This is a genomic window from Planctomonas sp. JC2975 (assembly GCF_012985205.1).
GTDB lineage: Bacteria > Actinomycetota > Actinomycetes > Actinomycetales > Microbacteriaceae > Humibacter.
Genome location: NZ_JABEKS010000003.1, coordinates 310,995 through 337,144, shown reverse-complemented (window position 1 = coordinate 337,144; position 26,150 = coordinate 310,995). Strand labels below are relative to the sequence as shown.

General features: G+C 66.7%; 19 protein-coding genes, 1 tRNA gene and 1 pseudogene. 12 read left to right on the top strand and 9 right to left on the bottom strand.

What is annotated here, in order from left to right:
- Positions 1-24 precede the first annotated feature (24 nt).
- Both HII28_RS17625 and HII28_RS17620 read left to right on the top strand, forming a co-directional pair.
- Positions 25-2,289 (top strand): beta-galactosidase, encoded by a 2,265-nt coding sequence (locus HII28_RS17625; protein WP_170027141.1) that lies wholly within the window; start codon positions 25-27, stop codon positions 2,287-2,289.
- A gap of 10 nt (positions 2,290-2,299) precedes the next feature.
- Complete coding sequence (locus HII28_RS17620) at positions 2,300-5,239, top strand: DUF5107 domain-containing protein (RefSeq protein ID WP_170027140.1); 2,940 nt, start codon at positions 2,300-2,302, stop codon at positions 5,237-5,239.
- 42 nt (positions 5,240-5,281) lie between these two features.
- Here HII28_RS17620 and HII28_RS17615 read toward each other — a convergent pair whose 3' ends face one another.
- Positions 5,282-6,253 (bottom strand): NAD-dependent epimerase/dehydratase family protein, encoded by a 972-nt coding sequence (locus HII28_RS17615; RefSeq protein ID WP_170027139.1) that lies wholly within the window; start codon positions 6,251-6,253, stop codon positions 5,282-5,284.
- Between the two features lie 32 nt (positions 6,254-6,285).
- On the opposite strand from HII28_RS17615, the gene HII28_RS17610 reads away from it, so the two are divergent.
- Positions 6,286-6,714, top strand: a complete 429-nt coding sequence (locus tag HII28_RS17610) for a PaaI family thioesterase (protein ID WP_170027138.1) — start codon at positions 6,286-6,288, stop codon at positions 6,712-6,714.
- 86 nt (positions 6,715-6,800) lie between these two features.
- Positions 6,801-8,216: an MFS transporter gene (locus HII28_RS17605; protein WP_170027137.1), complete on the top strand. Its 1,416-nt coding sequence runs from the start codon at positions 6,801-6,803 to the stop codon at positions 8,214-8,216.
- Positions 8,217-8,333: 117 nt separating this feature from the next.
- Here the strand turns inward: HII28_RS17605 and HII28_RS17600 are convergent, their stop codons facing one another.
- The 5 genes from HII28_RS17600 to HII28_RS17580 form a co-directional block, all read right to left on the bottom strand.
- The gene (locus tag HII28_RS17600) at positions 8,334-11,417 is read right to left on the bottom strand and encodes a DEAD/DEAH box helicase (RefSeq protein WP_170027136.1); all 3,084 of its coding nucleotides are present in this window, start codon (positions 11,415-11,417) and stop codon (positions 8,334-8,336) included.
- An 18-nt stretch (positions 11,418-11,435) separates the two neighbouring features.
- Positions 11,436-12,992, bottom strand: coding sequence for an EH signature domain-containing protein (locus HII28_RS17595; RefSeq protein ID WP_170027135.1), 1,557 nt, complete (start codon positions 12,990-12,992; stop codon positions 11,436-11,438).
- The gene (locus HII28_RS17590; RefSeq protein WP_205865036.1) at positions 12,989-13,741 is read right to left on the bottom strand and encodes an OmpA family protein; all 753 of its coding nucleotides are present in this window, start codon (positions 13,739-13,741) and stop codon (positions 12,989-12,991) included. Before HII28_RS17590 ends, HII28_RS17595 begins: the two co-directional genes overlap by 4 nt.
- A gap of 56 nt (positions 13,742-13,797) precedes the next feature.
- Entirely contained in the window at positions 13,798-15,492 is a 1,695-nt protein-coding gene (zorA, locus tag HII28_RS17585) for an anti-phage ZorAB system protein ZorA (RefSeq protein ID WP_240978341.1), read from the bottom strand.
- A 238-nt stretch (positions 15,493-15,730) separates the two neighbouring features.
- Positions 15,731-16,741: an aldo/keto reductase gene (locus tag HII28_RS17580; RefSeq protein WP_170027133.1), complete on the bottom strand. Its 1,011-nt coding sequence runs from the start codon at positions 16,739-16,741 to the stop codon at positions 15,731-15,733.
- A 170-nt stretch (positions 16,742-16,911) separates the two neighbouring features.
- Between HII28_RS17580 and HII28_RS17575 the strand changes: the two genes are divergently transcribed.
- Positions 16,912-17,541 (top strand): TetR/AcrR family transcriptional regulator, encoded by a 630-nt coding sequence (locus tag HII28_RS17575; protein WP_170027132.1) that lies wholly within the window; start codon positions 16,912-16,914, stop codon positions 17,539-17,541.
- Positions 17,542-17,598: 57 nt separating this feature from the next.
- Here the strand turns inward: HII28_RS17575 and HII28_RS17570 are convergent, their stop codons facing one another.
- Complete coding sequence (locus tag HII28_RS17570; protein WP_170027131.1) at positions 17,599-18,195, bottom strand: hypothetical protein; 597 nt, start codon at positions 18,193-18,195, stop codon at positions 17,599-17,601.
- A 183-nt stretch (positions 18,196-18,378) separates the two neighbouring features.
- On the opposite strand from HII28_RS17570, the gene HII28_RS17565 reads away from it, so the two are divergent.
- From HII28_RS17565 to HII28_RS17545, 5 genes are all read left to right on the top strand, one after another.
- Positions 18,379-19,233, top strand: coding sequence for an alpha/beta hydrolase (locus HII28_RS17565; RefSeq protein WP_170027130.1), 855 nt, complete (start codon positions 18,379-18,381; stop codon positions 19,231-19,233).
- Between the two features lie 53 nt (positions 19,234-19,286).
- Positions 19,287-19,736 carry a YdeI/OmpD-associated family protein gene (locus HII28_RS17560; RefSeq protein ID WP_205865035.1) on the top strand — a complete coding sequence of 150 codons (450 nt, stop codon included), beginning with the start codon at positions 19,287-19,289 and terminating at the stop codon, positions 19,734-19,736.
- Positions 19,737-19,941: 205 nt separating this feature from the next.
- Positions 19,942-21,252 (top strand): LCP family protein, encoded by a 1,311-nt coding sequence (locus HII28_RS17555; protein ID WP_170027129.1) that lies wholly within the window; start codon positions 19,942-19,944, stop codon positions 21,250-21,252.
- Positions 21,253-21,526: 274 nt separating this feature from the next.
- A complete protein-coding gene (locus tag HII28_RS17550; protein ID WP_240978340.1) occupies positions 21,527-22,405 on the top strand; it encodes a sigma-70 family RNA polymerase sigma factor in 879 nt (292 codons plus the stop codon).
- 91 nt (positions 22,406-22,496) lie between these two features.
- Complete coding sequence (locus tag HII28_RS17545; RefSeq protein WP_346769395.1) at positions 22,497-23,030, top strand: carboxymuconolactone decarboxylase family protein; 534 nt, start codon at positions 22,497-22,499, stop codon at positions 23,028-23,030.
- A 145-nt stretch (positions 23,031-23,175) separates the two neighbouring features.
- Here HII28_RS17545 and HII28_RS17540 read toward each other — a convergent pair whose 3' ends face one another.
- Positions 23,176-24,309 carry a serine hydrolase domain-containing protein gene (locus HII28_RS17540; protein ID WP_170027128.1) on the bottom strand — a complete coding sequence of 378 codons (1,134 nt, stop codon included), beginning with the start codon at positions 24,307-24,309 and terminating at the stop codon, positions 23,176-23,178.
- Between the two features lie 376 nt (positions 24,310-24,685).
- On the opposite strand from HII28_RS17540, the gene HII28_RS17535 reads away from it, so the two are divergent.
- Positions 24,686-24,777, top strand: a tRNA-Ser gene (locus HII28_RS17535).
- A 121-nt stretch (positions 24,778-24,898) separates the two neighbouring features.
- Here the strand turns inward: HII28_RS17535 and HII28_RS17530 are convergent.
- Positions 24,899-25,429: pseudogene (locus HII28_RS17530) on the bottom strand (site-specific integrase); the annotation flags it as partial.
- A 343-nt stretch (positions 25,430-25,772) separates the two neighbouring features.
- Between HII28_RS17530 and HII28_RS17525 the strand changes: the two are divergent.
- The gene (locus tag HII28_RS17525) at positions 25,773-26,135 is read left to right on the top strand and encodes a metalloregulator ArsR/SmtB family transcription factor (protein WP_170027127.1); all 363 of its coding nucleotides are present in this window, start codon (positions 25,773-25,775) and stop codon (positions 26,133-26,135) included.
- The last annotated feature ends 15 nt before the right edge of the window (positions 26,136-26,150 follow it).

The following is a 26,150-nucleotide window of genomic DNA, read 5'->3' as shown; positions in this document are numbered from 1 at the left end:
ATCTCTACTCGAGGAGTCCCAGCTGTGACCAGCTTCGCCGCGCCCTTGCGCGCCCGCTCAACCCCGTGGCCAAGGCCGGAGTCGTCCCCGGGCTTCGGAGATCCGCGCTTCACCATCACCAGCAGGCGGGTGCTGCGCAACGGCGTGCCCGTGCTTCCCGTGAGCGGGGAGCTGCACCATCTGAGAGTCCCGCGCGCGGACTGGTCCAGACGGCTTCGCCTGATGCGCGCCGGCGGCATCACCGCCGTCTCGACCTATGTCTTCTGGCTCTGGCATCAGCCCGTCCCTGGACCGGCCGACTTCGACGGGCAGCTGGATGTCGCCTCCTTCGTCGCCGAGGCGGAGGCAGCAGACCTCGACGTCGTCATCCGCATCGGTCCGTGGTGTCACGGCGAAACTCGTAACGGCGGATTCCCGGACTGGGTCCAGCAGGCGCCCGTGCAGCACCGCACGAATGATCCCGCCTACCTGCGCCTGGTGGACGACTGGTTCTCTCAACTCGGAGCGCATCTGTCCGGCGTGCTGGCTCGAGAGAACCGGGTCATTGCGATCCAGCTCGAGAACGAGCTCTACGATCAGCCGGACCACATCGCGATGCTCCAGAGGATCGCGACAGACCACGGGCTCGTTGCATCCGTCTACACGTCGACCGCCTGGGGCAGCGCAGCCCTGCCGAAGGGACTGGTGGTCCCGCTGTACGGAGGGTATGCCGACGGATTCTGGGTGGACTCGGACTCGGGATGGGACGCGTCGTTCCGTGAGCACTTCTTCCATTCGCACGTATGGGACGACCCCGGGATCGGGGCGGACCTGCGTACTTCCGAGAAGAGCGGAACCGACGGCAGGTTCGCGCCCGAGCTCTACCCGCCGGCGACGTGCGAACTCGGTGGCGGGATGACCGTCGCGTATCACCGCCGCCCCACAGTCAGCGGACGAGACATCGCAGCCGTCGCCCACGCGAAGATCGGCAACGGATCCGCATGGCAGGGCTACTACATGTTCGTGGGCGGTGCGAACCCGCCCGGCACCCAGTGGCAGGAGTCGCATGCCACCGGGTATCCGAACGACCTGCCGCGGTTCGACTACGACTTCCATGCGCCCATCGGCGCAGCAGGCGATCTTCGCGAGGCGTTCGGACTTCTTCGCGAGCAGCATACGTTCCTGCGTGACTTCGGCGGGATGCTGACGGGCATGCCGTCTGCGCTCCCCGAGACGATGCCGAAGGGACTCGACGACCGGAGCACGCTTCGCTGGGCGTTGCGCAGCGACGGACGCCGTGGCGTCGTCTTCATGACCTGGCATCAGCCGCTCGTGCCTCTTGCGGATGTCGAGTCGGTCCAGTTCGATCTCCAGCTCTGCGAGACCACGGTTCGCTTCCCGGATCGGCCGGTCACCGTCCGTTCGGGGACGACGGCTCGCTGGCCGGTCAATCTGGACTTCGGCGGCATCGGCGTGGACTGGGCGACCGCGAGCCTCATCGCGCTGACCGATGGGCGGGTGCCGCTGCTCGTCCTCGGCGAAGAGGAGGGGATCCTCGGCCAGGTGCGGTTCGCGGGCGGAGTCGACGTCACCGAGCAGGTCGTGGGTGCGGAGCGCCCGTGGCAGGGTGCGCGCCTTCTGCGAGCGCGAAGCGAGAGCGGAGCGCTCGACGTGCTGATCATCCCGTTCACGCTTCGCGGCAGCCTCACGGTGACGCCGACGGGTCGTGTGATTCTCGCCGTCGGGGCGGTCGTCGAGGACGGCGCCGTGCTGACGGTCGAGGAGAGCGACGGAACCCGTCCGGCCGAGTTCTGCGCCGACTCCGGCGAATGGGTCGGCCGCGGGCATTCCGAGCGTTCGACGCGTCGAACAGCGGTCGTCGTGACGGCCCACGACCCGGCCGCTGAGCCCCCGGCGACCTACGGCCAGTTCAAGAGGAGGGCATCTGCGCCCTCCAGCGCGGACGTTCGACGATATGGAGCACGATGGGAACTCGACCTCCGCCGCGCCATCGACGGCGACGTCCTGACCATCTCGTGGATGGGCGATGTCGCCCAGCTCGCTGTCGACGGAATCCCCGTCGCCGACCAGTTCTGGAACGGCTCGGTCTGGCGGATCCCCGTTGACCGCCTCGCGGCAGGTTCCGGGTCGCGAGTCGAACTCCGGGTGCTTCCCGGACATCCGGAGAGCAGGGTCGGGATCGGCTACGACGGACGCTCTGCGTCCCTTCCCGTCACGGCCGAACTCGACGAAGCGGTCCTCGTATCGACGGCGCGCTGGCGGATCGATCCCGCCTCCGAACGTTCCTAGGGTGGAGAACATGACCGCGCAGACCACTGTCGATCCGCACGGGCCGACGCCCCCGGAGAGCATCCTCGAGCGACTCGAAGCCGGCGAGGCCGTCGCCTGGAGCGATGAACTCGTGCTGCCGACATACGAGCCGATGACGCCGTCCCGGCAGCCGCTCTACCTCGACCGTCGCGTCTATCAAGGGTCGAGCGGGCGCGTGTATCCGCTGCCGTTCATCGAACGGATCGCGCAGGAGCCGACGCCGCACGCCTGGAAGGCCGTCCACCTCGAGAACAGGTGTCTGCGCGTCACGGTGCTCCCCGAACTGGGCGGCCGCATCTACACCGGATTCGACAAGACGACCGGATACGACTTCTTCTACCGCAACACGGTCATCAAGCCGGCGCTCGTCGGACTGACGGGTCCGTGGATCAGCGGGGGCGTCGAGTTCAACTGGCCGCAGCACCACCGGCCGGCGACCTACCTTCCTATGGAGTTCGACATCGAAGAAGCGGACGACGGAAGCGTCACGGTGTGGTGCTCCGATCACGATCCGTTCACGCGCATGGCCGAGACGCACGGCATCCGTTTGCATCCGGACCGCTCGTACGTCGAGATCGATGTGCGTCTGCACAATCGCACGTCACAGCGCCAGACGTTCCTCTGGTGGGCGAACGCGGCGGTCAGGGTGCACGACCGGTACCAGTCCTTCTTCCCGCAGGACGTCCGCTACGTCGCGGACCACGCCCGTCGCGCCATCACCGCGTTTCCGGCGGCGGATCGCACATACTACGGCGTCGACTATCCGGCGAGGGCCGCTCGCGAACCCGGTGCGGACCGCATCGACTTCTACGCGAACATCCCCGCTCCGACCTCGTACATGGTCGTGGACTCCGACGAGGCGTTCTTCGGGGGATACGACCACGACGTGCAGGCCGGTGTCGTGCACTGGGCGGATCGCCGCATCTCGCCCGGCAAGAAGCAGTGGACCTGGGGTGACTCGCCGTTCGGGCATGCCTGGGACCGCCATCTCACCGACGACGACGGACCGTACGTCGAGCTCATGGCCGGGGTGTACACCGACAATCAGCCGGACTTCTCCTGGCTCATGCCGGGTGAGGTGCGGCGGTTCAGTCAGTACTGGTATCCGATTCCTGCTATCGGCGTCGCACACGTGGCCAACCGCGACGCTGCGCTGCACGTCGACCTCGGTACGGAGGTCGAGGCGCGTGCGGCAGTGACCAGACCCTCGCATGCGACGCTGCGTATCCTCGTCGACGGCACGTCGGCAGCGGAGGGGTCGCGCACCCTGCATCCTGGCGAGGTGCTGCGCGTCACCGCCGACCTCCCCGACCAATGCTCAGCGGACCGCGTTCGCGTCGAGCTGCGCGAGACGACGGCGGACGGATCCGTGATCCTCGCCGACTGGACGGTGCGGGAGCCGGCGGACGAGGAACCGTGGATCGCGACCGAGCCGCCCTCGCCCGAATCGATCGAAAGCGTGGAGGAGCTCTACCTGACCGGTGTGCACCTGCAGCAGTACAGGCATCCGACGAGGTCGCCGCTGCCGTATTGGCGAGAGGCGCTGCGGCGCGACCCTGGGGACTCCCGCACCAACCTGGCGCTGGCGGACCTCGCACTTCGTGCCGGGGAGTACGAGAAGGCGGAGCGGCACGCCCGGACCGCAGTCGATCGCGTGACCATGCGCAACGAGAATCCGCGCGACGCCGAGCCGTACTACCTGCTCGGGCTGATCCTTCAGCGCCTCGGCCGAAGCGACGAAGCGGCCAAGTGGTTCGGCAAGGCCGGGTGGGATGCCGACTGGCGGGTGCCGGCGGGTATCGAAGGCGCCCTCATCGCGTTGCGAGCAGGAGATGCCGCGACCGCCCTGAGCGACGCGGACGGTCTCGCGGCGGCGGGTGCGGTGGATCCGCGGATCGCCGCAGTGCAGGTCGTCGCCCTTCGCCGACTGGGCGACTTCGGTGGAGCGGATGCCGTGCTCGCGTCGGCGACGGAATCCGCACCCGTCAACGATCTCTACTGCAATCTCGCCGACGGCTCGGTGCCGAACGACGCCGGGCTGGCCGTTGATCTCGCCCTCGATCTCGCGCGACTCGGGGAGATCCCGGCGGCCGCCGAGGCGCTCGAGCGCGCGGCGGCGTTCCCCGCGACTCCGGCAGGGAACATGGCACCGGTCGCTCGCTACTTGCGGGCGACACTTCTGGACCGCGCCGGCGACCCGATCGGCGCAGAACGGGCGAGGTCGGATGCGCGCGGCACGGACACGACGTGGTGCTTCCCTGCGGGACTCGACGCCCACGACGCGTTGACCGACGCGCTCGCGCACGACCCTGACGACGATGTCGCCACGGAGTTGCTGGCGACGCTGCTGTACGACGCGGGACGACGCCGAGAAGCGCTGGATCTCTGGAAGCGAGCGCTGGAACTGGGGGCGGACCGCCCGCTCATCCATCGCAACGCCGGGCTCGCCTCCTACAACGTGCTCGGCGACGAGGATGCGGCCTGGCGTCACTACGAACGAGCGCGAGTGCTTGCGCCCGACGACGCGCGACTCCTCTTCGAGTCGGACCAGCTCGCCGCGAAACTGGGGCATCCGTCGGCCGAGCGACTCGACAGGCTCGAGCGGGATCGCGTGCTGGTCGAGCAGCGCGACGACCTGGTCGTGCAGGTGGCGGAGCTTCTCACGGCCGACGGACGGCCCGCGGATGCTCTGCGCCTGATCAAGGGCAGGACCTTCCAGCCGTGGGAAGGCGGAGAAGGCAAGGCGCTCGCCGCGTGGGACGACGCGCGAGCCGCCCTGGGGATGCCGGTCGGCGTGCCGCCGGCAAGCCTCGGCGAGGCGCGACCCGAGGCGACGGCGCCGTCGGCACTTCGTGCGGACGGCTCCACCGACTACTTCGCCACGAGCCTTCCCGAGTCGCTGCTGTTCGCACGAGAGCAGGAGGAGTGACGGCGTCGCTCGTGCCGTCGGCGGGGGAGGTGCGGGCCGTCGTCAGTTGAACGGCAGCCGCCGGCCGAAGCCGCCATTCGCGTCGAGCCATTCCACGGCCTCGCGCGTGGCGCCGAGCGAGGTGTAGGCGGGTACGTATCCGAGCATCCGCCTGGCCTTCGCATCGCTCATCGCCTGGCTCCGCGACACGTGCTCGCTGGTCGTCAGCGCGTTCTCGGGCCCCACGGCGCTGGCATATTCCGCCAGCGGTATGTACTCGAGCTCGGCATCGCGTCCGAACCATCCTGCGGCAGTCTGCGCGAATCCGCGGAGCGTGAGGGCTCGCGGTGAGACGGCGAAGAACGCCTGGCCCGACGCGGCATCCGGCCGTTCGACCGCGAGCTGGAAGAGCTGAGCCACATCGTCGGCGTGGACGTGGTGCAGGATGCCGAGCCCCTGGTCCGGTAGCACGAGCGTCTCCCCGAACGCGAGGCTCTCCCACACCGCGGAATCCAGGTTGCCGGCCGGGTTGATCACGTGCCAGCCCGGTCCGGAGATGTGTCCCGGATCGATGACCACCGCGGGAACGCCGCCGGGCTGGGACGACTGGTCGAGCAGGTACGCCTCGAGCTGGGCCTTGCCGGATCCGTACTCGCCCCAGCCGTCGAGCGGCGCCTCCTCGGTGCCGGGAACCTCGGTGAGCGTGCCGCGCGACCAGATGGATCCGCAGCTGACGAGCAGGCCGACTCGACCGCTGATCGCATCGACCAGCTGCTCGGCAGACGATCTCGTGAAGCAGATCATGTCGATGACGACGTCGGGTTCGAGAGCCGCGATGCGGTCGCCCGTCGTTCCCGCGGCATCCTCGGCGCCGCGATCGAGCTCCACGCGCTCCACGGATGTCCACGCAGAGTCCGCGCGATACGGCTCGCGCATCCCGCGCGAAACCGCGACCACGTCATGACCCGCCCGCACCAGCCGTGGCACGAGATAGCCGCCGACGTGTCCCGTCGCACCGATGACCACGATCCTCATGATGTTGTCTCCCCTCGCGGCATAATGCCCGCATGGCCATCATCCCCGAGCAGGCGGATGCCGTGCTCCAGTCCCAGCCATTCTCCCGACTCGTCGGCGCACGTCTGACCCGGTTCGAGGAGGGCATGGCCGAGCTGTCGCTGGACGCGCGTCCCGACCTTCTTCAGCAGAACGGATTCCTGCACGGCGGCGTGGTCGCGTACGCGGCCGACAACGCGCTCACGTTCGCCGCCGGCACGGTGCTCGGCCCGCAGGTGTTGACCGCATCCATGGCGATCACGTATTTGCGGCCGGCGACCGCCGGTCTCCGCGCACAGGCGACGGTGGTGTCGGCGACGCGGAGCCAGGCGGTGGTGAGGTGCGAGGTGTACTCGGCTGCGGCATCCGGAGAGGGCGAGGTGATCGTCGCCTCCGCTCAGGGCACGGTGCTTCGAGTGGAACGCGACTCGGCCGCCGGCTGAGGAGTGAGCGGGGCCGGCACGGTACCTGCTAAGCCACCGCATGCGACCGGGTTCACAATGTCGGACGCAGGCGCAAGGCTGAATCGATGGGACGAACCGAAGGTTCGAACAGACAAAGGACTGCAGCAGCCACGGTGAATGCCGCTCGCCGACGGTGGACTCTGGCCGCCACGGGTGTGGGTTTCGCGGTGGTGCAGCTGGACGTCAGCGTCGTGAACGTCGCCGTCAAACCGATCGGCGACGAGCTCGGCGGCGGAGTGGCTGCTCTGCAATGGATCGTGAGCGCCTACACGGTGGCGTTCGCGGCCTTCATCCTGAGCGCCGGCGCGCTCGGGGATCGTCTCGGTGCGAAGCGGATGCTCCTGGCCGGCTTCACCCTGTTCATCGCGGCATCCCTGGTGTGCGCCCTCGCACCGAACCTCGGAGTCCTCATCGCGGCACGCGCTGTCCAGGGGATGGGCGCGGCCGCACTCGTGCCATCCTCTCTTTCCGTGCTCTCCCATACGTACCCGGATGCGCGTGCGCGTGCGGGCGCCGTCGGTATTTGGGCGCTCGCCGGCAGCGCCGCACTCTCCGCGGGCCCCCTCGTCGGCGGCGTGCTCATCCAGACTCTCGGATGGCGATGGATCTTCTACATCAACATTCCGCTTGCGCTCTTCGGCATCCTGGTGGTGCTCCTTGCGGCCGCCGAGACCACCAGGAGCACGGAGCGCCGGCTCGACATTCCCGGCCAAGTCCTCGGTGTCGTCGCGCTCGGACTGCTCACGGCAGGGATCATCGAGGGCGGCCAGTTCGGATTCGACGAGCCGTTCGTCGTCGGTGCGCTCGTTCTCGCCGTCGCAGCCGGCACGGCGTTCGTGCTCGTCGAGCGACGGATGCGCCAGCCGATGCTACCTGTCGAGTCCTTTCGCATACCGCTGTTCCGTTGGAGCATCGTGATCGGACTCTTCGTCAACGTGGCCTTCTACGGGCTGATCTTCGTGCTGAGCCTCTTCTTCCAGCGAGCCCAGCACGCATCTGCTCTCGTCACGGGATTCGTGTTCCTGCCGATGACACTGGCCGTCATGCTGACGAACTTCTACGCCGCACGACTGCAGGCGCGATTCGGCAGCAGGGTCTGCGTCATGGTGTCGGCCGCCGTGCTCGTCGTGTGCTCAGGAGCCTTGCTCTTCCTCGACGTTGGCACGCCGTATGCGGTGATCGTGGTGCAACTCGTCGGGCTCGGTGCCGCTCTCGGCGTGATCGTACCGATCATCACCTCGTCAGCGCTGGCGGGCGCCGACGTCGAGCGTTCGGGGGTGGCGTCCGCCACGCTCAACACGGCACGGCAGACCGGAAGCGCTGTGGGCGTTGCGCTCTACGGGGCGCAGCTGGGGCGCTCGATCGTCGGCGGTTTCCGCGTGGATCTCGGAATCACCATCGTGCTCTCGGCGCTCATCCTGGGGGCGGGAAGCCGCCTCGACGACCGGCACGAATCGCAACGCGACCCGGCAGTCCAATGAGTGAGCGAGCACTCCCTCGATCAGTGAGCTCGGGGTGAGGTCCCACGCCGCCGGAGACTCTCACTGGATCTGGCCGCCGCCGTAGAAGCCGGCAGTGTGGGACGGCTCGGCTCACCCTCAGCGCGCCGCAGCTGCGCCGTCGGAATCCGCAGCGACCGCCTCCGCGAGTTCGAGTTCATGAATCTGGGCCGGAATCATGACGGCATCCTTGATGTCGATCTTGGTGCGGAGCATGCGATTGAGGATGACGTCGAACGAGTCGATCCGAGGGTGTGTCGCCGCTGGATAGTAGACGTGCACGTCGCGAGTCTGCCCGATCCGATACGCGCGATCCGTCGCCTGTGCTTCTTTCGCTGGATTCCAGTGGCGCTCGAGATGGATCACGTGGTTGGCGCCCACGACGGTCAGACCGACACCGGCTGCGATGGGCGACATGATGATGACGTTGAATCCGACGGCGGATTCGAACGACCCGATGAGCTGACGCCGCGAGCTGCCGTCGGTTTTCGACACAGCACTGGTGTCACCGTTGACGATCTCCGGGCGGATGCCGAACTCATGCATGATCCAGATGGCGAGGAGAAGCTGGATCTCCTTCGCCGACGTGAAGACGATGGCCTTCTCGCCCAGTCGCTGAACCTCGCGAAGGATGTCCATCGTCGCGAGCAGCTTGGCCGACTGGGCGATCTGCCGGCGAGAATCGTCCTGAGAGCGCGGACGTTCGGGATGCACTCCGTGAATATCGAGATCGGGGTGCAGCGACGCGTATCGAAGACTGGTCAACACGGCGAGAGGCGCAGCGCCGTTGCTCTTCGCTGCTCTGTCGGTGCGGAACCGCTGCAGATGGGCGTCGTATCGCTGTCGTTGAACCTCGGGCATTGTTCGCGCGAGTCCCGGATCGAACACCACCAGCGGATCCTCCGACGCGCCGAGTCCGGTGTGGGTGAACTTTGACGGCAGACCCGAGAGGTGGTCTTCCTTCATGCGTCGCAGCATGAACGGCCCGATCGCCTGGTGAAGTTCCCGGCCGAGCGCCAGGCGCATCTCCTGCGCTTCCGCCTCGGTTTCGGCCTCCTTTTCCGGGAGCAGATAGCGCGCGCGGAACGCCTGCCAATCGCCCAGGAGTCCCGGTTGCGCGGTGTCGACGAGGCACCAGAACTCTCCGAGCGTGTTCTCGATCGGTGTGCCTGTGGCGAGCAGCTTGAAGTCGGCCTTCAGCGCCTTGGCAGCACGGGTGCGCATGCTGTCGGGATTCTTGATCGACTGTGCTTCATCGAAGATGACCACACCCCAGTCGATCTGGCTCAGGGAGAACTGGTAGTCCCGCAAGGTCTCGTACGTGGTGAGCACGAGGCGGCCAGGCATGTCGAGACGGTGGCCGCCGGCATCCGGTCCTACTCGGAGCGCGATGCGCAGTGATCCCTCTTTGACCATGCCGTGCTCGTCGAGGGCGCTGGAGAGTTGCATGGTTTCCCGGCCGGCACCCGCGATGCGGAATCGGGCGAGATCGCGACTCGTCTGCAGCACGACCACATCGCTGAACGGCGAGGATGCGAACGTCTTCTCAACCTCGTCTTCCCAGTTCTCCAGCAGACTCAAGGGCGCGACGATGAGCGTCGGCTTGACCTTCTGTGCGCCTTCGACGCGCTCGATCGCCGCGCGGTAATGCTGCGTCGCAACCAGAGACATGTACGTCTTTCCGAGACCCATATCGTCTGCGAGAAGAGCGCCCTGGAGCCGGTAAAGCTGATCGGCGGGTTCGCTGTGGGCCGCGAGCATGAGCCCGAGCATCCAGCGGATGCCGTCTTCCTGGTGCGGAAACGGCGTGCGGGCTAGCGCGGTGTTGTCGATCGTGACCTTCCCGACCCAGTCGCGCGCCGTCTGGTGCAGCCGGTCGACGACGAGGTCGGTCGACGTGAGCAGGAACCCCACTCGCTCCGTTGCCACCCGTTCTTCCTTGGGCTGCGGCTCGGCCTCGGGCTGTTCGACACCGCGTTCGATCGTCTCCCGCGTTTCCGCAAGGGCGCGTTGCACCTCGCTCTCATCACGGATGTCGATGATCGCCGCATCGAAGGCGAGGCTGTCTGCACCATCGGAGCGAGCGGCCTCATAGTGTGCGGTGAACCGATCGAGATCGTCCTGGGTCTTGACGAGTTCGCGGATCATCTGCGGCTGCAGGGGTTCGTCCGAGGCGAACCAGTCGAACGTGCCGCCGTCGGAGTCGCCGAAGTTGACGCGGACCAATCGGCCGACTCCTTCCACGCGCACAGAGAAACCGAGTTCTAGGTCGACTAGTTGTGCGTCCAGGAATGCGCTGGGCGTGCGGATGAAGTCGGTGACCTGCTCGGGGCGGATCGTCCGGTGCTCCAGCACTTCCTGCGCTGCGTGCAGCGCATCCACGTCGAGCAGGATGATGTTCTTCTCCACGCGGAGCACGCCTTGGTCTTTGGCCCCATCGAGCTGCGCCCACCTGGACTCGAGCAGGCTCTCGGGTACCGCCATGCCCAGCGCGGGAGAGAGTCGTAGGCCGCCGTCGGAAGTCTGTGTCGCGATGACACCGACCTTTTCGGGCTCAGCGGCGGACCATCCGTGTTTTGTGAAGTGGGCGAGATCGAGGTGCAGTCCGTCAGCGGCGGCAAGCTGGAGGTCTGCGACCAGACGCACATTGGTCGGTTCCGTCCGCTCGGAGGTCGGAAGCCGGCTGTGTCGGGCCACTGCGTCGAGGGCACGCGCCTGCGGAGGCGTCGCCAGATGGGGTGCACCTGCGACCGTGAGCAGCGCGCCGCGCAACTGCGCCGGCCGGCGGTCCAAGCCGTCGACAGCCGAGAGCCGGACGGCGAATCGCGGACTCGTCGTGTACGCGTCGATGTCTGCCGTGAACGTCCCGTCGAATCGCGGAGGCAGACCGAGCACTGCGGCATCCCCGTCGTCCAGCCGAACAGCGTGGACTGCAGGGATGCGGAATCCGCCGGGTATGGGCAACGCGAGCCCCGTTTCGGCGAGCATGTGAAGCAGCACGAGCTGGGTTGTCGCCTCGACCCCGCCTTTTCCCTCCTCGAGCTCACGAAGCTGCGCGCGGTGAACGACGAGATTCACACCGTCGTCGTCGTAGCTGACGGAGAAGAGGTCTTCATCTGTGATCGCTGTCGCGTTGTCGTCGCGACCGCTCAACATTGAGCGCACGTAGTCACGCAGACCCATAGTCATCACCTCAACCGTTCATGCCGCGCGCCGGGCACGCACGACGGGTAGCCCGCGCTTCTGGCGGAGATCTTGGTAATCGGAAGCGTTCAGAACGGCCTGAGGATCGACACGGATGCCGGCATCGGCGAGGAACTCGAGGGCTGAACCCTGCCACAGACCCTTGTGCACGACATCACGGAATCCGGTGCTCGTTTCACCTGCAGCAGCCTTGGACTGCCATGCGAGCTGGAATCGGTCCGCAAGGGCTCTGGTGAGCGCCCGATACATGAAGGAGTGGCGGCGTGGGTCGGTGATCGCCTCACCTGGGTGCGCGAGGTAAAGCCAGAGCTTGGTGTTGTGCGATCCCTCGATGAGGTGGAAGTCTCCGCAGTCGAGGTAGAGCAGGGCCCGACGCTTGTCATCATCGAGGCGCGCCCAATCCCAGGTTCGGGTCGCCGGCGTATGTCGTGACACGTATAGCCGCACCTCGTCCCCGAGGAAGAGGCGGCTTCGTCGTACAACGCCGAGTTGGAGTAAACCTTCGAGGAACTGCTTGCGAGGCGGCAACAAGCGACGCATCGTATCGTCCGAGTCCTGCTGCGCGAAGTGGGTGAGTACCTCGAGGAAGACGGACAGCTCGGCGGCGGCGAGCCAGCCGATCACCTTGTCGCGGCGATGGTCACCGAGTACTGACCACCACCGTTGGTGGGATGCCGATGCGGTCATGCGGGGATCGCTCGCAATGTCAAGCACGACGTCGCGCCAGACGGATCCCGGGTATGTGTCCGCGCGATCGATCAGGATGGCGAGCGCCGCATGTCCCAGCGTTTGTCCGCGGACATGTGGCGCATCCCGGACCTCCGGCTGCCGGATCTCGACCAACACGTCGTCGTCTGCACCGATTTTCAGCGCTCGGAGTCGTTCCAAGAACAGATATTGGCGCACGAGTCGGACGAATCGACCGCCGTCGTAGGCGTCGATGTCCCACGTCGCGAGAGCTGTTGCGGGCGCCAAGTCTCGCGCCCGGATATCGCTCGCGACGCGTCGCGGCGAATCCTCGGCTGTCAGCACTTCGATTGTCGTTTCGTCTCGGTAACCGCTGTTCCCCCAGGCGGTCGCAAGGATTCCTGCGAGCCGGGCGCGTATGGACGGCCCGGCGAGTTCGACGCAGTCGTGCTCGTGCGCAGAAATGTCTTCTTCGATGAGTCCGAGTTCGTCGAGTTCGTCGAAACGATCGAAGTACACGGCTTCGAGCAACTGCGTCAACAGGGGCGACGGGAACGGATGAGCTTTGTGCAGCGCCGTGAGCAGTGTCGGTGATATCGAGTCACAGCAATCGCCGTCCGTCTCGCACCAGAGGCCGACGAGCGCCCGCGCATAGCGTCGAGAGCTCATCAGCCCGATCACGGTGTCGATCTCGGTGTGCCGGAGCAGCCTCCGCAGCTCTTCCGTCTCGATCGGAGTGGGCGGCCCTGCGACTGCGGACTGACGCAACTGCCTGGCCTCGTGCTGCAGCGCGTCCCAGGCTTCGTAGGTGTGCGCCGGCCAGCTCTCGAGCTGGAGTCCGATCGGAGGAAGTCGGAGCGAGATCACTTGGTTCCGTCGGAGAAGTCGTCGCTGATCTTCTCGAGTTCCTTGCTCGAGGGGCGGATGATCGTGATCCGGATGTCGATGCGACGGTTGCCCGCGAAGTCGGGAATGCCAGCCGGCGCGTCGTCCACTGGTCGAGTGTCCGCGTAGCCGGATACCGAGAACAGTGGCCCTCCCTGGGCGTTCTTCAACGCGTCGAGCCGTGAGTCTCCGGGCATGCTCTGGCCCCAGAGTTGCCATAGCGAGATGGCGCGGAAGGTTGAGAGGCCCCAGTTGTCCATGTTCAGCGGACCGTTGAACGGTTCGCTGTCGGTATGGCCTTCCACGAAGACGGTGTCGAGGTATTTGAAGCGGTCGTCTTTGCGGATGACGTCACTCAGCACCTGACCGATCGCGGCAGCGCGCGCCGCGTATTGCGGCTCGATCGTGTACGACCCTGATGCGAATCCCAGCGCGGCCGTTGGGATGCTCAGCACCGAGGTGTCCGAGTTCACCGTCACCTGTATGCCGGCGGCGTTGAGCCTTTCGCTGATCTCCTTCAGCATCTGGGTGCGTATGACTTCCGCTTCATTGACCTTGTCGATCTGAGTGCTGAAAGCGGCCTGCTGCTTCTTGGCTTCGGTGACTTTGGCGTTGAGGGTATGCTGCGTGTCCGCGAGCGCCTGCTGCTTCTGCGAGACCTGCAACATGAGTGCGACGGTTGCCAGGATGAAGACGAGGAGGAGGCCCGACATCACATCGGTGAACGACACCCAGTGCGATTCACCTTCTTCACGCCGCGTTGTCGCTCGACGTGAGCGGACGAGACTCACGAGACGATCTCGAGTTCATCGGCAATGACGGATCGGTCGATGGTCTGGTCGTCCACGGGCGAGGTGCCTTCTCGGTGCAATTCGTCGATCACACCCGCGAGCGCTTTGCTTGTGGCGAGCATGTGCGCCGCATAGTCCTGACTGTGTGCGTTCCACAGTTGCATTCGATCGTTGATCTGGTGCTCGATGTCGGAGGAGTAGTCCGTGAGCCATGTGCCCACCTTCGACTCGAGCTCTTCCACATACGTGCGGAGAGTCGACGCGAGGTCTTCGGCCTCCCCTCGGAGAGATGCCTGGAAGTTCTGTTGGGTCGACGAGAACCCGTCCAGGGCCGCGCCGAGCGCCGACGTCGCGTCGGAGACTCGCGATGCGGCTTCGTCGAGGTTGGCCTCCGTCGCCGTGGCACGTTCTTGAAGGTCGGAAACGATCTGGGCCTGGCGCACCGACTTCTCGTAGAGAGACATGAGAGTCGCCGCAGTCTGCGTGAGCCCTGTTCCGAGCTGGCCTCCCGCGGCGGCGATCTTCTCGCTGAGCACGCTGATCTCTCGCGCCGCTTCCGCGAGGTCTGCGCTCGATGTGGTGAGCCCGGTCACCGTGGTGCCGAGGCCCTCGAGCAGCTCTGCTTGCCGTTGGTGTACGTCATCTGCGTGTCGGCGTGACTGTTCGACGAGGTCGCCGAACTCGACGCCCACCCGATCGATCGCAGCGGTCAGTCGGGTCGAAGAAGAATCGAGCATGGCGCTCTGGCGCTCGCCGATGTCGGTGAACGCCGAGGCGAACCGTTCCACGAGTCCCTCGAAGACCGCCGCGGACTGGCCCGACGTGGTGTCGACGAGTTTTTCCATGGAGGGCTGCATCGCCGTCGTGATCGCGGAGGTAAGCGCGCCTTGTAGGTCCGTGGAGATCCCCTGGATCGCTTCCTGCAGTCGATCACCGATCTTCTCGTGGAGTTCCTGCAGCGCCTCCTTCGACTCACGGGTGTAGTCCGCGACCTCGACCAAGGAGCGCTCAGGGGTCGTACGGCGGTAGAGGTGGTCGATCTGGGCTTGGATCGGAGCCACCCTCGTCGCGACGCGTCGCTCGAAGACTCGGTCGACAATGGTGAAGAGAAGACTCAGACCAACGCCGACGACCGACTTGGCGAACGCGAAGCCGGCGGCGCCGATCAGATTCTGCACGCCGTCGCCCAGCGCGTCGCTGTCGCTCGTTGCTCCGCTGATATCGAGACCGCTGAGGCCGATCGACAGGGTGAGGAAGGTTCCGAGCACTCCGCCAGTAGCCAGCATGCCGGGGAGAGCGGCGAGGAGCCGGTTCCGTGCAAACTCCACCGCGAGCGTCTCGCGATTGAAGAAATACTCGGCATCGACGGTATTGAACAATTGGTTGCCGTCGCGCGTCGCGACGAGAGTCTCGTCGAACTCCTTCCAGAGCGGACCGAGCACCTTTGGATCGAGCGCTTCTGCTCGTTGCAGCATCAGAGGCCGGTACTGGGCAAGGTTGGCCGTTTCCGGCATCTGAATGAGGGATGCGAGCGCGTTGGCACGAAACTCGAAGGCCCGCCAGTACCTGACCAGATACACCAAACCTGCGATAAAGCCGCCGACGAGGACTAGGAAGACCGGGACGGATACTGGGTTGATCCACCCGTCGGCAAACACTCCGCCGTTCGCTGCTGTCGTGGTCAGAAACATCGTTGCCCTGGACTCCTTGCACGCGCGCCGACAGATGATGCGCCCGGCCGGCAGCTCGGGAAGCTGGCACGGAGGTGTCCGTCGTCACGAGGGTTGAGATATGAGAGGGCTCTCAGGAGACCTCGCGTTGGCGAGCCTACTGACGGCCGACGACCCTTCTGGACGATTTCGGAGCGTCTTGGATACCCCAATGCGAGGGGCTCCACAAGCCAGCGCGAGGCCAGGGAGACTCACGGTTCTACGCCTCGGCGGTTTCCCATCGGATCTCTCCGCCGCCGACCACCTGAAGCGCGTCGAGTTCCGCCACAGCTTCGGCATCGAGCACGAGGTCTCCGGCCGCGACATTCTCGTCGAGATGGGCTGCATCCGACGTGCCTGGGATGATCAGCGTGTTCGGCGTGCGCTGCAGCAGCCAGGCGAGACCGACCTGCGACGGAGTCGCGCCGAGCCTCCGCGCCGCCGCCTGCGCCGCCGGCTGCTCGACTACCTTCGCGTGCCCGGGAAAGCCGCTGCCGAGCGGGAAGAACGGAACCCAGGCGATGCCGTGCTCCGCCGTCAGCCGCATCATGTCCTCGAATGTGCGGTCGACCACGCTGTGCGCGTTCTGCACGGCCGAAATCCCGGCGGGAATCGCGCGGCGGAGGGTGTCGATCGTGACGGCGCTGATGCCGATGGAGCGGATGAGGCCCTCGTCGCGCAACGCGATCATGGTCTCCAGCTGGTCGTCGAGCGGCACATCCTGATCGCCCTCCGGCTGGATACCCGGACGCACCTCGAGCCGGCGCAGATACACGAGGTCCAGGTGATCGGAGCCCAGCGTGCGCAGGTTGTCCTCGACGTTCGCGCGCAGCTGGTCCGGTCGCTGTGCCGGACGAAGCGGGATCGGCCCCTGCGGGTTGGTCTCCGCGCCCACTTTCGTGGCGACAATCACGCGATCGCGGGCGACGGCATCCAGGCTCCCGACGACACGGCGGATGACGTCGTTCACGAACGAAGCTCCGTAGAAGTCAGCCGTGTCGAGGTGATTCACGCCCAGGTCGAGCGCGTGGCTCAGGACGGATGCCGCAGCCTCGGGCCGCGCGGAGTGCCGCTCCAGCTGCATGGCGCCGTATCCCACGCGCGCCACGCTTCTGCCTGCGAGCGGATACGCGCCGCCCGGTACGGCCTGCGCGGACGGGGCGGCAGAAGCGCGTGCGGCCGAGTCGGATGCCGAGGACGAAGGAACGGACGAGGAAGAAGCGACGGACATGATGCCTCCGAAGGCGGTGAACGAAGTATCGGCTGGTCGACGGCGACGCGCGGATGGCCGCGCGAAGGGCAGTGCCATAGGATGGGGACGAAGCGGAGGAGTCTCCGATTACAGAATCAGCGTAGCGGAGGGCCCTCCGGATGTCTAGCATCGACCGTGGGACGCGCCCCATGACGGACGCGGGCGACGCTATTGCGACGCACGTGCCCGAGGCAGCCGCGCCGCAGAAGCCCGTGAAGCTGCGAGCCGACGCCGTGCGCAATCGCGCCCTGCTCTTGGCCTCCGCGCGCGACGCCTTCGACGCGGCGCACGACGACACGGCCGTTTCGCTGGAGGCAATCGCCCGATCCGCAGGCGTCGGCATAGGCACGCTGTACCGCAACTTTCCGACTCGTGAGTCGCTGGTCGAGGCGCTCTACCGGAGCGAGCTCGACGCCGTCGTCGCCAGCGCGGACGACCTCCTCACTGGCCGAACGGCGTTCGAGGCGCTCCGGCTCTGGATGGATCGCTACACCCGGTTCGTCGCCACGAAGCAGGGCATGACCACCGCGCTGCGGGCGGCCTGGTCCTCCGGGGCGCTGCGGATGAGCGAGACGAGGGAACGCATCAGCGCGACCGTCGGCCGGATGCTCGCTGCGGGAGCGGTGGACGGCACGATCCGCCCCGACGTCGACGCGTCGGACGCCACGGACATGCTCGTCGGTGTTTTCGTCGCAACGGGCGACGCCAAGGACGCGGACCGCGTCGGCCGTCTGCTCGACCTCCTGATGGACGGCCTGCGTCCGCAGCACCGTCCCTAGCTCCCGCGCGATGGTCCGGCGAGCTTGTCCGCGACTGCTCGCCCCGCGGCTTCGAGCTCACCCTTCCGTCATCGCCTCCAGCTCCGCGCGGAGGCTGGCGATCTCGATGTCACGGTCGATCGGGTCGAGCTGCGGCGTGGCATTAGGGGTGTACTGCAGGGCGTGGTCGACGAGTGAGCTGCTGACCTCATGCCAGGCATCCCGGCGCGCCTGCTCGATGAGCTCGAGCAGGGCATCCTCCTGTTGCGCCTTCTCCCGGTAGGCGCTCGCCGCGTCGGTGGCCACCATGAGACGGTGCCGCACGTTGTTCTCGTCGCCGCGACGGTAGTCGTGCACGTGCTCCGCCCTGCCAGGGCGCCCGATCGAGTGAGCCAGCTCCTCCGTGAGCCGGTCCGATACCGCCTGCGATTCGTCGGCGAGTTCCTCGAACGCTTCGGACGCCAGCGGCAGATACGCCTGTTCGTCATACGCCCGCGGAGACACCACGGCATCCACGGCGATGGCGTTCTTCAGGCGCAGGCGCACCGCGTACTCCGCGATCATCACGCCTTCGAGCACGGACTGCTCGACCGTCGCTGGCTCCTGCACGACGATCGCAGCGTCGTCATACGGCTTCAGGATGCGCCGCTTGCGCCAGCGATCGAACCACGCCACGGCTGCTCCCTCCGTCCGACAGGACCACTCGACACGAATTGCACTGGATCCCACCGACACGGACCCGATCCGATCCCGATCGCTCCGGCATCGGCGCTCGGGCGCCGATGGATCCGACCCTTAACGCTACCGGCGCTGCGCTGACAGCAGACCGCCGATAACGTGGACATCGAGGGGGAATGCATGTCCATCGAGCGTGACATCGAACTGCCGAGCGGCAGGAACGTCCGGGTGTTCGACACTGGCCCGGATGCCGGCCGGCTCACGATCCTATGGCACCACGGAACGCCGCAGACCGGCAGCATCCTGCCGCCGATCGCGGAGGCGGCGGCCGCCAGGGGCATCCGTGTGGTCTCGTGCGCCCGCGCCGGCTATCCGGGCACCACGGTCTGGCCGGGCAGGACTGTGGCGGATGCCGCATCCGACGTCGTGCAGACCGCCACCGTGCTCGGACTGGAGAAGTACGCGACGGTAGGCGGGTCGGGCGGCGGTCCTCACGCGCTCGCCTGCGCAGCGCTCGATCCGGATCGCGTGGTCGGCGCCGTCACGTTCGCCGGCGTCGCGCCCTATGTCGACGACTACCCCTGGTTCGAGGGCATGGCCGCGCCGGGTGGACTCGCATCGGCGCTCTCCGGCGGGCGAGACGCCCGGCGTCGTCACGGCGAGACCGCCGAGTTCGACGAGTCGGTCTTCGTCGACGTCGATTGGGCTGTGCTGGAGGGCGACTGGGCATCGCTCGGCGCGGACGCCAACCTCGCGTCGCAACTGGCGACCGCGGACGGAGGAACGTCGTGGGGAGAGATCGACGACGACGTCGCCTTCACCACCCCGTGGGGCTTCGAGCTCTCAGAGGTCGGATGCCCCGCGCTGGTCGTGCAGGGCGGTCGCGACCGCGTGATCCCGCGTCCGCACGGAGAGTGGCTTGCGGCGCACCTTCCCGCGGCGCAGCTCTGGCTGCGTCCGAACGACGGCCACGTGTCGGCACTCAAGGGTCTGCCGGTCGCGCTCGACTGGCTACTGGACACCACGGCACGGTGACGCGGACCAGGCGCTGATGTGTGCGAGGCACCCGGGCAGGGAATCGTGAGGGGATGACGAGCGTGGAGTTCCAGTCGATCGTGGAGCCGCCGGAGCCGATGCACGGGCTAGAGGTACCGGCATCCGTCGTGGAGGCACTCGGTGCGGGAAAGCGTCCACGGATCCGGGTCACCCTCGGCGATCACACCTGGAGCACCCGCATCGCGATCATGCGCGGCCGCAACCTCATCGGTCTCAGCAACGCGAATCGGGCAGCGGCGGGGGTCGCCACCGGCGAGGAGGTGACGGTCGCCATCGAGGTGGATTCGGATCCGACCACGGTGACGGTGCCCGACGACGTCGCGGCGGCATTGGAGACGGAGAGCGGCGCACGGGAGGGCTTCGACCGCCTCACTCCGAGTCAGCGAAAGCAGCGGATCCGGGTCATCGAACAGGCGAAAACGGCACCGACGCGGGAACGGCGGATCGCAGCCCTGCTCGCCGAATTCGAGAGCACCGACTGATGCGTTCCCACCTTTCACTCAGGTTAATTCGGGTTTCACCGATCTCCATCGATTAGCGTCGAAGACGGGCCATGACACGTTCAGGCCCGTCGCCCAGACCAGGAACCACATCAGACGGCCGCAGAGCTGCGTTGTCAGCACGATACGGCCGCCGGCCCAACGAGGGTCGGCCCATGGCCAACGGACGAAATGAGAGGCGGTGCACATGACGGATCGCGGCACCCGAGACAGCCGCGCCTCGGCGCGCATCGATCGCTCCGCAGGCGGTATCGCCCGTCACGGACGCCTGCGCTCGCGTCCCTGGGCGACGTTCGGCAAGATCGTCGCCTCCGTCACCGCTGTGGCCGTGGTCAGCGTGCTCGGCATTGCGGGCGTCGCGGCGGCAAACCTTGTCAGCGACTCGAAGAAGTCGGTTCATCTGGTCGGCGAGAAGGCCGGCGAGGTTCCCGACATCGGCGCGATCGACGGTGGAGTGAACATCCTCATCGCCGCGACCGACACGCGGTCGGGTCAGGGCGGCCAGTACGGCACCACGGATGACAGCGAAGGCGTCGGCCTCAACGACGTGACGATGCTGCTGCACCTCTCGCAGGACCACACCCATGCCGAGGTGATCAGCTTCCCGCGCGACCTCATGCTCCCGTTCCCCAAGTGCCCTGACGGCAACGGCGGATGGAACAGCGCCATGTCGAAGGCGCAGCTCAACTCGTCCTTGTCGGACGGCGGCCTCGCCTGCACCGTTCTCGTCATCGAGCAGTTGACCGGGCTGAAGATCCCGTTCGCCGGACTCATCTCGTTCGACGGCGTCGTTGCCATGTCCAACGCCGTCGGCGGCGTGCAGGTGTGCATCGGCGGGGACGGCATCCACGACCCCGACACCGATCTCGATCTCCCGGCGGGCAACGTGACGCTGCAGGGGGTCGAGGCAACGCAGTTCCTTCGCACGCGGCACGGTGTCGGCGACGGTTCCGACCTGTCCCGCATCAGCAACCAGCAGGTGTTCCTGTCGTCGCTGGTGCGCACGGTGATGAGCGATGGAACCATCAGCAATCCGGTGAAACTGTGGGGTCTGGCGAAGGCGGCGACCAGCAACATCCAGCTCTCGGACAGCCTCAACAACGTCACGACGCTGTACCAGATCGCGCTCGCGATGAAGAGCCTGAACTGGGCCGACATCAGCTTCGTGCAGTACCCGGTGGTCGACGATCCGGACGACAGCAACCGCGTCGTTCCCGACGAGGATTCGGCACAAACCCTGATGGACGCGCTCGGCAACGATCAACCGCTCGCGATCACGGGCGGAACGGGCGAGGGATCCGTCACCTCGACGGACCAGCCGGCTCAGCAACCGAGTTCTGCGCCGTCCGCCGACGCGAGCAAGTCGGGCAAGAGCAAGTCATCGGGTTCGAGTGCATCGAGCTCCGCGACCCCGACCGACACGTCGACCCCCGTGCAGCTGGGTGACAACGTGCACGGTCAGACCGCGGCGACCCAGACCTGTTCCAACGGCAGCTAGTGGCCGACGCCGATCAGGCAGTCAGTCAGGTCGCCCGGACAGGTCGTCTGCCCTCCTTAATCGCGTCATCGGCACAGGGCTTACTGGCTGCGCGACCACGCTCGTCGCGCACTATCGCGCCGTCGAGGGTGGCGCGGCGGCGCACATGGCGCACGTGCGGACCGGCTGCGGGTGGGCTCGTGCAGACCTCGACCCCTGCGACTCATTGCGCGTGTTACCTTCGCGCCCGCGGCTCCGTCATGGTTCATGACGGTGCACAAGCGAGGAGAGTGGCATGGTGCGTGTTTCGAGCGATGACCGGGCGATGGCCGAGCTGTTCGAGGGTCAGCGCGGCCGTCTGACCGCTGTGGCGCATCGCATGCTGGGATCCAGAGCGGATGCCGAAGACGCGGTGCAGGAGGCGTGGCTGCGGTTCGCGCGACAGGACGAGGCATCTATCGACAACCTCGGCGGATGGCTGACCACCGTCGTCAGCCGCATCTGCATCGACACGCTGCGCACACGCAGCGCCAAGCCGGAGTCGCCGCTCGACGACCGTCTCGACTGGATCGTCGCCGAAGACAACGACAACGCGCCTGAGCGCAACGCCGTGCTCGCGGACTCGGTCGGTGCCGCCCTGCAGATCGTGCTCGACACGCTCACGCCCGACGAACGCCTGGCCTTCGTGCTGCACGACACCTTCGCCGTGCCGTTCGCCGAGATCGGCGACATCATCGGCAGATCGACGGATGCCACCAAGATGCTCGCGAGTCGTGCCCGTCGCAAGGTGCGGGGTGCGCAACGCCCCACCGACCTCCGTCGTCAGCGCGAGGTGGTGGACGCCTTCCTCGCCGCGGCGCGCGAAGGCGACTTCGACGGACTGATGCGGGTGCTGGACCCCGATCTCATCTGGCGCGTGCACACACCGCGCGGAGTGATCGAGCGACACGGCTCGCAAGAGCTCGCCCGCCACGCAGAGCGCGGACAGAACGCACGATTCACCGGACGCCGTGTGCTGGTCGACGGCCGCCCCGGCATGATCGCGTGGCGCACGAACGGCGTACCCATCGCCGTCATGCGCTGCACCGTGGTCGGAGGACGCATCACCGAGGTCGAGTCGATCACGGATCCGTCCCGCATCGCGGCCATGGATCTGCCTGCCCGATCCGCCTGACAGTCCTTTTCCTCTTACCTCTGTGTTACCTCTTCGCCGTGGCGACCGTCACAAGCGTGTAGGTGATTCCACGAAGGAAGAGGAGAACATCGTGGCCCGATTCAATGCATTCGCCACCACCGTCATGCCGAAGTTCGTGAAGTACGTCGTCTCGGCCAACAGGGTCATCGAGGAGTCGGCGCTGCCGGCCTCGCTCGACGAACTGATCAACGTCCGGTCGAGCCAGATCAACGGATGCGGCGCCTGCCTCGACATGCACGTCAAGGACGCGCTCGCCGCTGGGGAGACGCCGCTGCGCCTCAGCCTCGTCGCGGCCTGGCGCGAGACCACGGTCTTCACGGATGCCGAACGCGCGGTGCTCGCCCTGACCGAGCAGGCGACGCGCCTCGCCGACAGTGGAGGCATCGACGATGCCGTGTGGGATGCCGCGGCCGCCCACTTCGACGAGGAGCAGCTGGCGGCGATCGTCGCCCGCATCTCGCTGATCAACGCGTTCAACCGCATGAACGTGATCCTTCAGGAGAAGGGCGGCAGCTACGACCCGGCTCGTCGCGCGGCGGTCGTGTCCGCGGCAGCCGCCGGCACCGACCCGAAGGTAGCGGCGGCCGAACCCGTCGCGGTCTGACCGAGGGCGAGCCCGGGTCCGTCCGACCCCGCGTTCGCGAGAACAGCAACAGCGCCATGTGCGCACTCGTGCGCCCTCCTGGGTGGCGCTGCAGTGCGCACATGGCGCTTTGGCGCGGGCCCCAGCGCCGAACGCCTGGCGCGCGTCAGCCGTGGTCGACGGATGCCGCCAGCGGCTCCCAGAAATACCCGAACGACTCCTGCGGCCCGGCCATGAATCGCTGCGAGAAGACCACGCCGATGAGGTCGCGCGAGGGATCCACGTATGCGCTGGTGCCGGATCCGCCGGTCCATCCCCAGCGTCCGGGCGCGGACCACGGATGCGGTGTGCCGGTCTCCACGGACATGCCCCAGCCCCAGCCCACCCCGGGACCGGCGAGTTCGTCCAGGCCGCGGCGGGCAACGGCATCCAGCTGCGACGTCGTCGCCCGCGCGACGATCTCGGGCGGGAGGAGCTCACCGTCGGCGACTGCTCCCAGAATGCGCATGAAGTCGGGCACGGTTGACACCAGCCCGCCGCCGAGGCTCTCGAAGAAGGGCGGCTGCGAGAAGCCGCGATCGTAGTCTTCGGCGATCTCGAGCCCCTCGCCGGCCGGCCGGTACTGCGTGGGCAGCCGGTCGTGGGTGAAGAAGGCCGTGTGCGTCAGACCCAGCGGACCGGTGATCGTGCCGAGCAGCAAGTCGTCGAGCGACTGCTCGGCGACCCGGGAAAGCAGGATGCCGAGCAGGTCTGCACTCGTGTGGTACATCCAGCGTTCGCCCGGCTGATGCGCCAGCGGAAGCGCGGCGATGCGGTCGAGATACTCCTCGACGGTGAACTGCGGCGGCAGGGGGCCGATGCCGAATGGATTGAGCTCCGCGGCGAGCGGAGTCCGCTCGAACTGCACGCCGAGTCCGCTGGTGCAGGTCAGCAGGTCGCGCACGGTGATCTCGCGATCAGCGGGCACCGTGTCATCGAGGTCGGCATCCGGCGAGCGGAGCACGCGTCGGTCGGCGAGCTCCGGCATCCACTCGGTGATCTCGTCGTCGAGATCGATCAGGTCGTCGCTGATGAGATGGGCGGCCATTACGCCCGCAACGATCTTCGTCAGCGACGCGATGCGGAACGGGGTGTCGACGCGGATGGGGGCGGGATCGACGACACCGGCGAAGTCGTAGCCGCCGGTCGCATAGAACTGGGTCTGGCCGTGATGGCGCACGCCGGCGACGATGCCGGGAGCCCATCCGGATGCCACGCGCTCGTCGAGCGAGCGCCACACGGGTTCGAAGTCAGGAGACATTGGTCCACCATGCCCGCCCCTCGAACGGGGGTCAAGCCCGGATGCGGTCGGCGTGCACGGTTCCTGCGCCGCCCGGTCACGCGTCGGCCTCCGCCCGCCTCCCGGGTCCGTCCGCGGCGCGTGCCCCCTCGCTCGTTCGTTCGGTCCCCGGCGCCGGCCTCTGGCGTAGTCTGGTCGGTCCGCGATACCGGTTCCCTTGCGGCGCCTGGTCCGTTTAGCGCCCCCGGTCCCTTTCCTCACGCATGCAGAGGGACCACTCGGCGGCAACGGGGCCGGACGTTGTTGGCCCGCCGGAGGGCGGAAACTCAGGTGGTTCGAAGGGGTGTCGCGGGTCCGTTATGATTGTCTGCGTGTGTCCGCCTGGCGGTGCGCACATGGAGACGTCGCATAGTCCGGTCGAGTGCACCACCCTGCTAAGGTGGAGTCCCCGCAAGGGGACCGAGGGTTCAAATCCCTCCGTCTCCGCCACGACCTGAGGCCCGAGATCCGCGGAATGACGCAGATCTCGGGCCTTCTTCTTGCTCGGTATTCCAGGGTTTGGCCGCATTTTGGCCGCATTCAATGTGAGTCGAGAGTCGCCGATGACCGTTTAAGCGGCCCCGATTGCGGAGTTTCGGTCGTGATCGAGTGCGGCCGCGACACGGTCGATGTCGTCGTTGAAGAGGTCGGCGTATGTGTCGAGTGTCATGGCGGCGGAGGCGTGGCCGAGCATGCGCTGGACGGCTTTCGCGTTGGCGCCGCTGCTGATGGCGAGGCTTGCGGCAGTGTGCCGTAAATCGTGCAGGGTCATGGGTTCCAGTTCGGCCTGGCGCAATGCTGTCTTGAACCAAGACTTGGACCCGGCGCTGACTCGGGTGCGGCGCATATGGAACCCGTTGGGTCCAGGGAAGACCAGGTCATCAGGTGCCTTGCCTTGGACCTGGTCCTTCAGCATCGGCAGCAGGAATTCGGGGAAGGCGACAGCTCGTCGTTTGTGGGTCTTGGGCGTGCCGATCTCGATGTAGCTGCCGACCTCGACCGCGTTGACGACGACGTTGATGCGTCGAGTTCTTAGGTCGATGTCCTTTGCACGAAGCCCGATGGTCTCACCCCAGCGCAGCCCGGTGTACGCAAGGACGTAGACGAGAGCACGCCCCCCACGGCAAAGTGCCTGCGTACATTAGCAACTTTGTCCCTTAGATTTCCTTGATCCTTCGTCTGTCCTGCCCCTCTCCCTTCTCCATTTTCTGTCTCCTGTCCGCCTACTTCATTTTTCGTTCCTTCATCCGTCTCCCTTGCTTCGAGAAACGCTTCCGTCGACCGACCGCCAGGCTCGTGAGCACGTCGTCAAGGGGCGCCGTGTTCGAACTGGAGTTCCCGATTGTGTCCGACCCCCACCCTGATTCCTAGAGTCGTTTCAGGAACAGCACCCAGCGGACCGGCTTGCGCACGCCGCGACCAAGCAGGGTCGCTAGTATCTGCGTATGGATGCAGATAAGCCGATATGTGGGCGTGAGCCGGACAGCCAATATGTGGAGCTGGCTGTCGAGGTGTTCTCGATGCTCGCGGATGCGACACGGGTGCGGATCATTCTCGCGTTGCGGGATGTTGAGGAGCTGTCGGTGAACCATTTGGCGGACATCCTCGATAAGCAGCCGTCTGCGGTGTCGCAGCATTTGGCGAAGTTGCGCCTGGCACGGATCGTGGCGACCCGGCAGGACGGTCAGCGGGTGTTCTACCGGTTGGAGAACGAGCACGCGAAGCAGCTGGTGACCGACGCGATCTTCCAGGCCGAGCACTCTCTCGGCGGTACGCCCCGCCATCACCACGCACAAGCCGAGGCGTAGATCGTGACGCACCAG

What these genes read in the sequence shown, in the direction of transcription:
- HII28_RS17620 (WP_170027140.1), top strand. Translation starts at nt 2,300, where the DNA reads ATGACCGCGCAGACCACTGTCGATCCGCACGGGCCGACGCCCCCGGAG.
- HII28_RS17615 (WP_170027139.1), bottom strand. Translation starts at nt 6,253, where the DNA reads ATGAGGATCGTGGTCATCGGTGCGACGGGACACGTCGGCGGCTATCTC.
- HII28_RS17610 (WP_170027138.1), top strand. Translation starts at nt 6,286, where the DNA reads ATGGCCATCATCCCCGAGCAGGCGGATGCCGTGCTCCAGTCCCAGCCA.
- HII28_RS17605 (WP_170027137.1), top strand. Translation starts at nt 6,801, where the DNA reads ATGGGACGAACCGAAGGTTCGAACAGACAAAGGACTGCAGCAGCCACG.
- HII28_RS17600 (WP_170027136.1), bottom strand. Translation starts at nt 11,417, where the DNA reads ATGGGTCTGCGTGACTACGTGCGCTCAATGTTGAGCGGTCGCGACGAC.
- zorA (WP_240978341.1), bottom strand. Translation starts at nt 15,492, where the DNA reads ATGTTTCTGACCACGACAGCAGCGAACGGCGGAGTGTTTGCCGACGGG.
- HII28_RS17580 (WP_170027133.1), bottom strand. Translation starts at nt 16,741, where the DNA reads ATGTCCGTCGCTTCTTCCTCGTCCGTTCCTTCGTCCTCGGCATCCGAC.
- HII28_RS17575 (WP_170027132.1), top strand. Translation starts at nt 16,912, where the DNA reads ATGACGGACGCGGGCGACGCTATTGCGACGCACGTGCCCGAGGCAGCC.
- HII28_RS17565 (WP_170027130.1), top strand. Translation starts at nt 18,379, where the DNA reads ATGTCCATCGAGCGTGACATCGAACTGCCGAGCGGCAGGAACGTCCGG.
- HII28_RS17560 (WP_205865035.1), top strand. Translation starts at nt 19,287, where the DNA reads ATGACGAGCGTGGAGTTCCAGTCGATCGTGGAGCCGCCGGAGCCGATG.
- HII28_RS17555 (WP_170027129.1), top strand. Translation starts at nt 19,942, where the DNA reads ATGACGGATCGCGGCACCCGAGACAGCCGCGCCTCGGCGCGCATCGAT.
- HII28_RS17550 (WP_240978340.1), top strand. Translation starts at nt 21,527, where the DNA reads ATGGTGCGTGTTTCGAGCGATGACCGGGCGATGGCCGAGCTGTTCGAG.
- HII28_RS17540 (WP_170027128.1), bottom strand. Translation starts at nt 24,309, where the DNA reads ATGTCTCCTGACTTCGAACCCGTGTGGCGCTCGCTCGACGAGCGCGTG.
- HII28_RS17525 (WP_170027127.1), top strand. Translation starts at nt 25,773, where the DNA reads ATGGATGCAGATAAGCCGATATGTGGGCGTGAGCCGGACAGCCAATAT.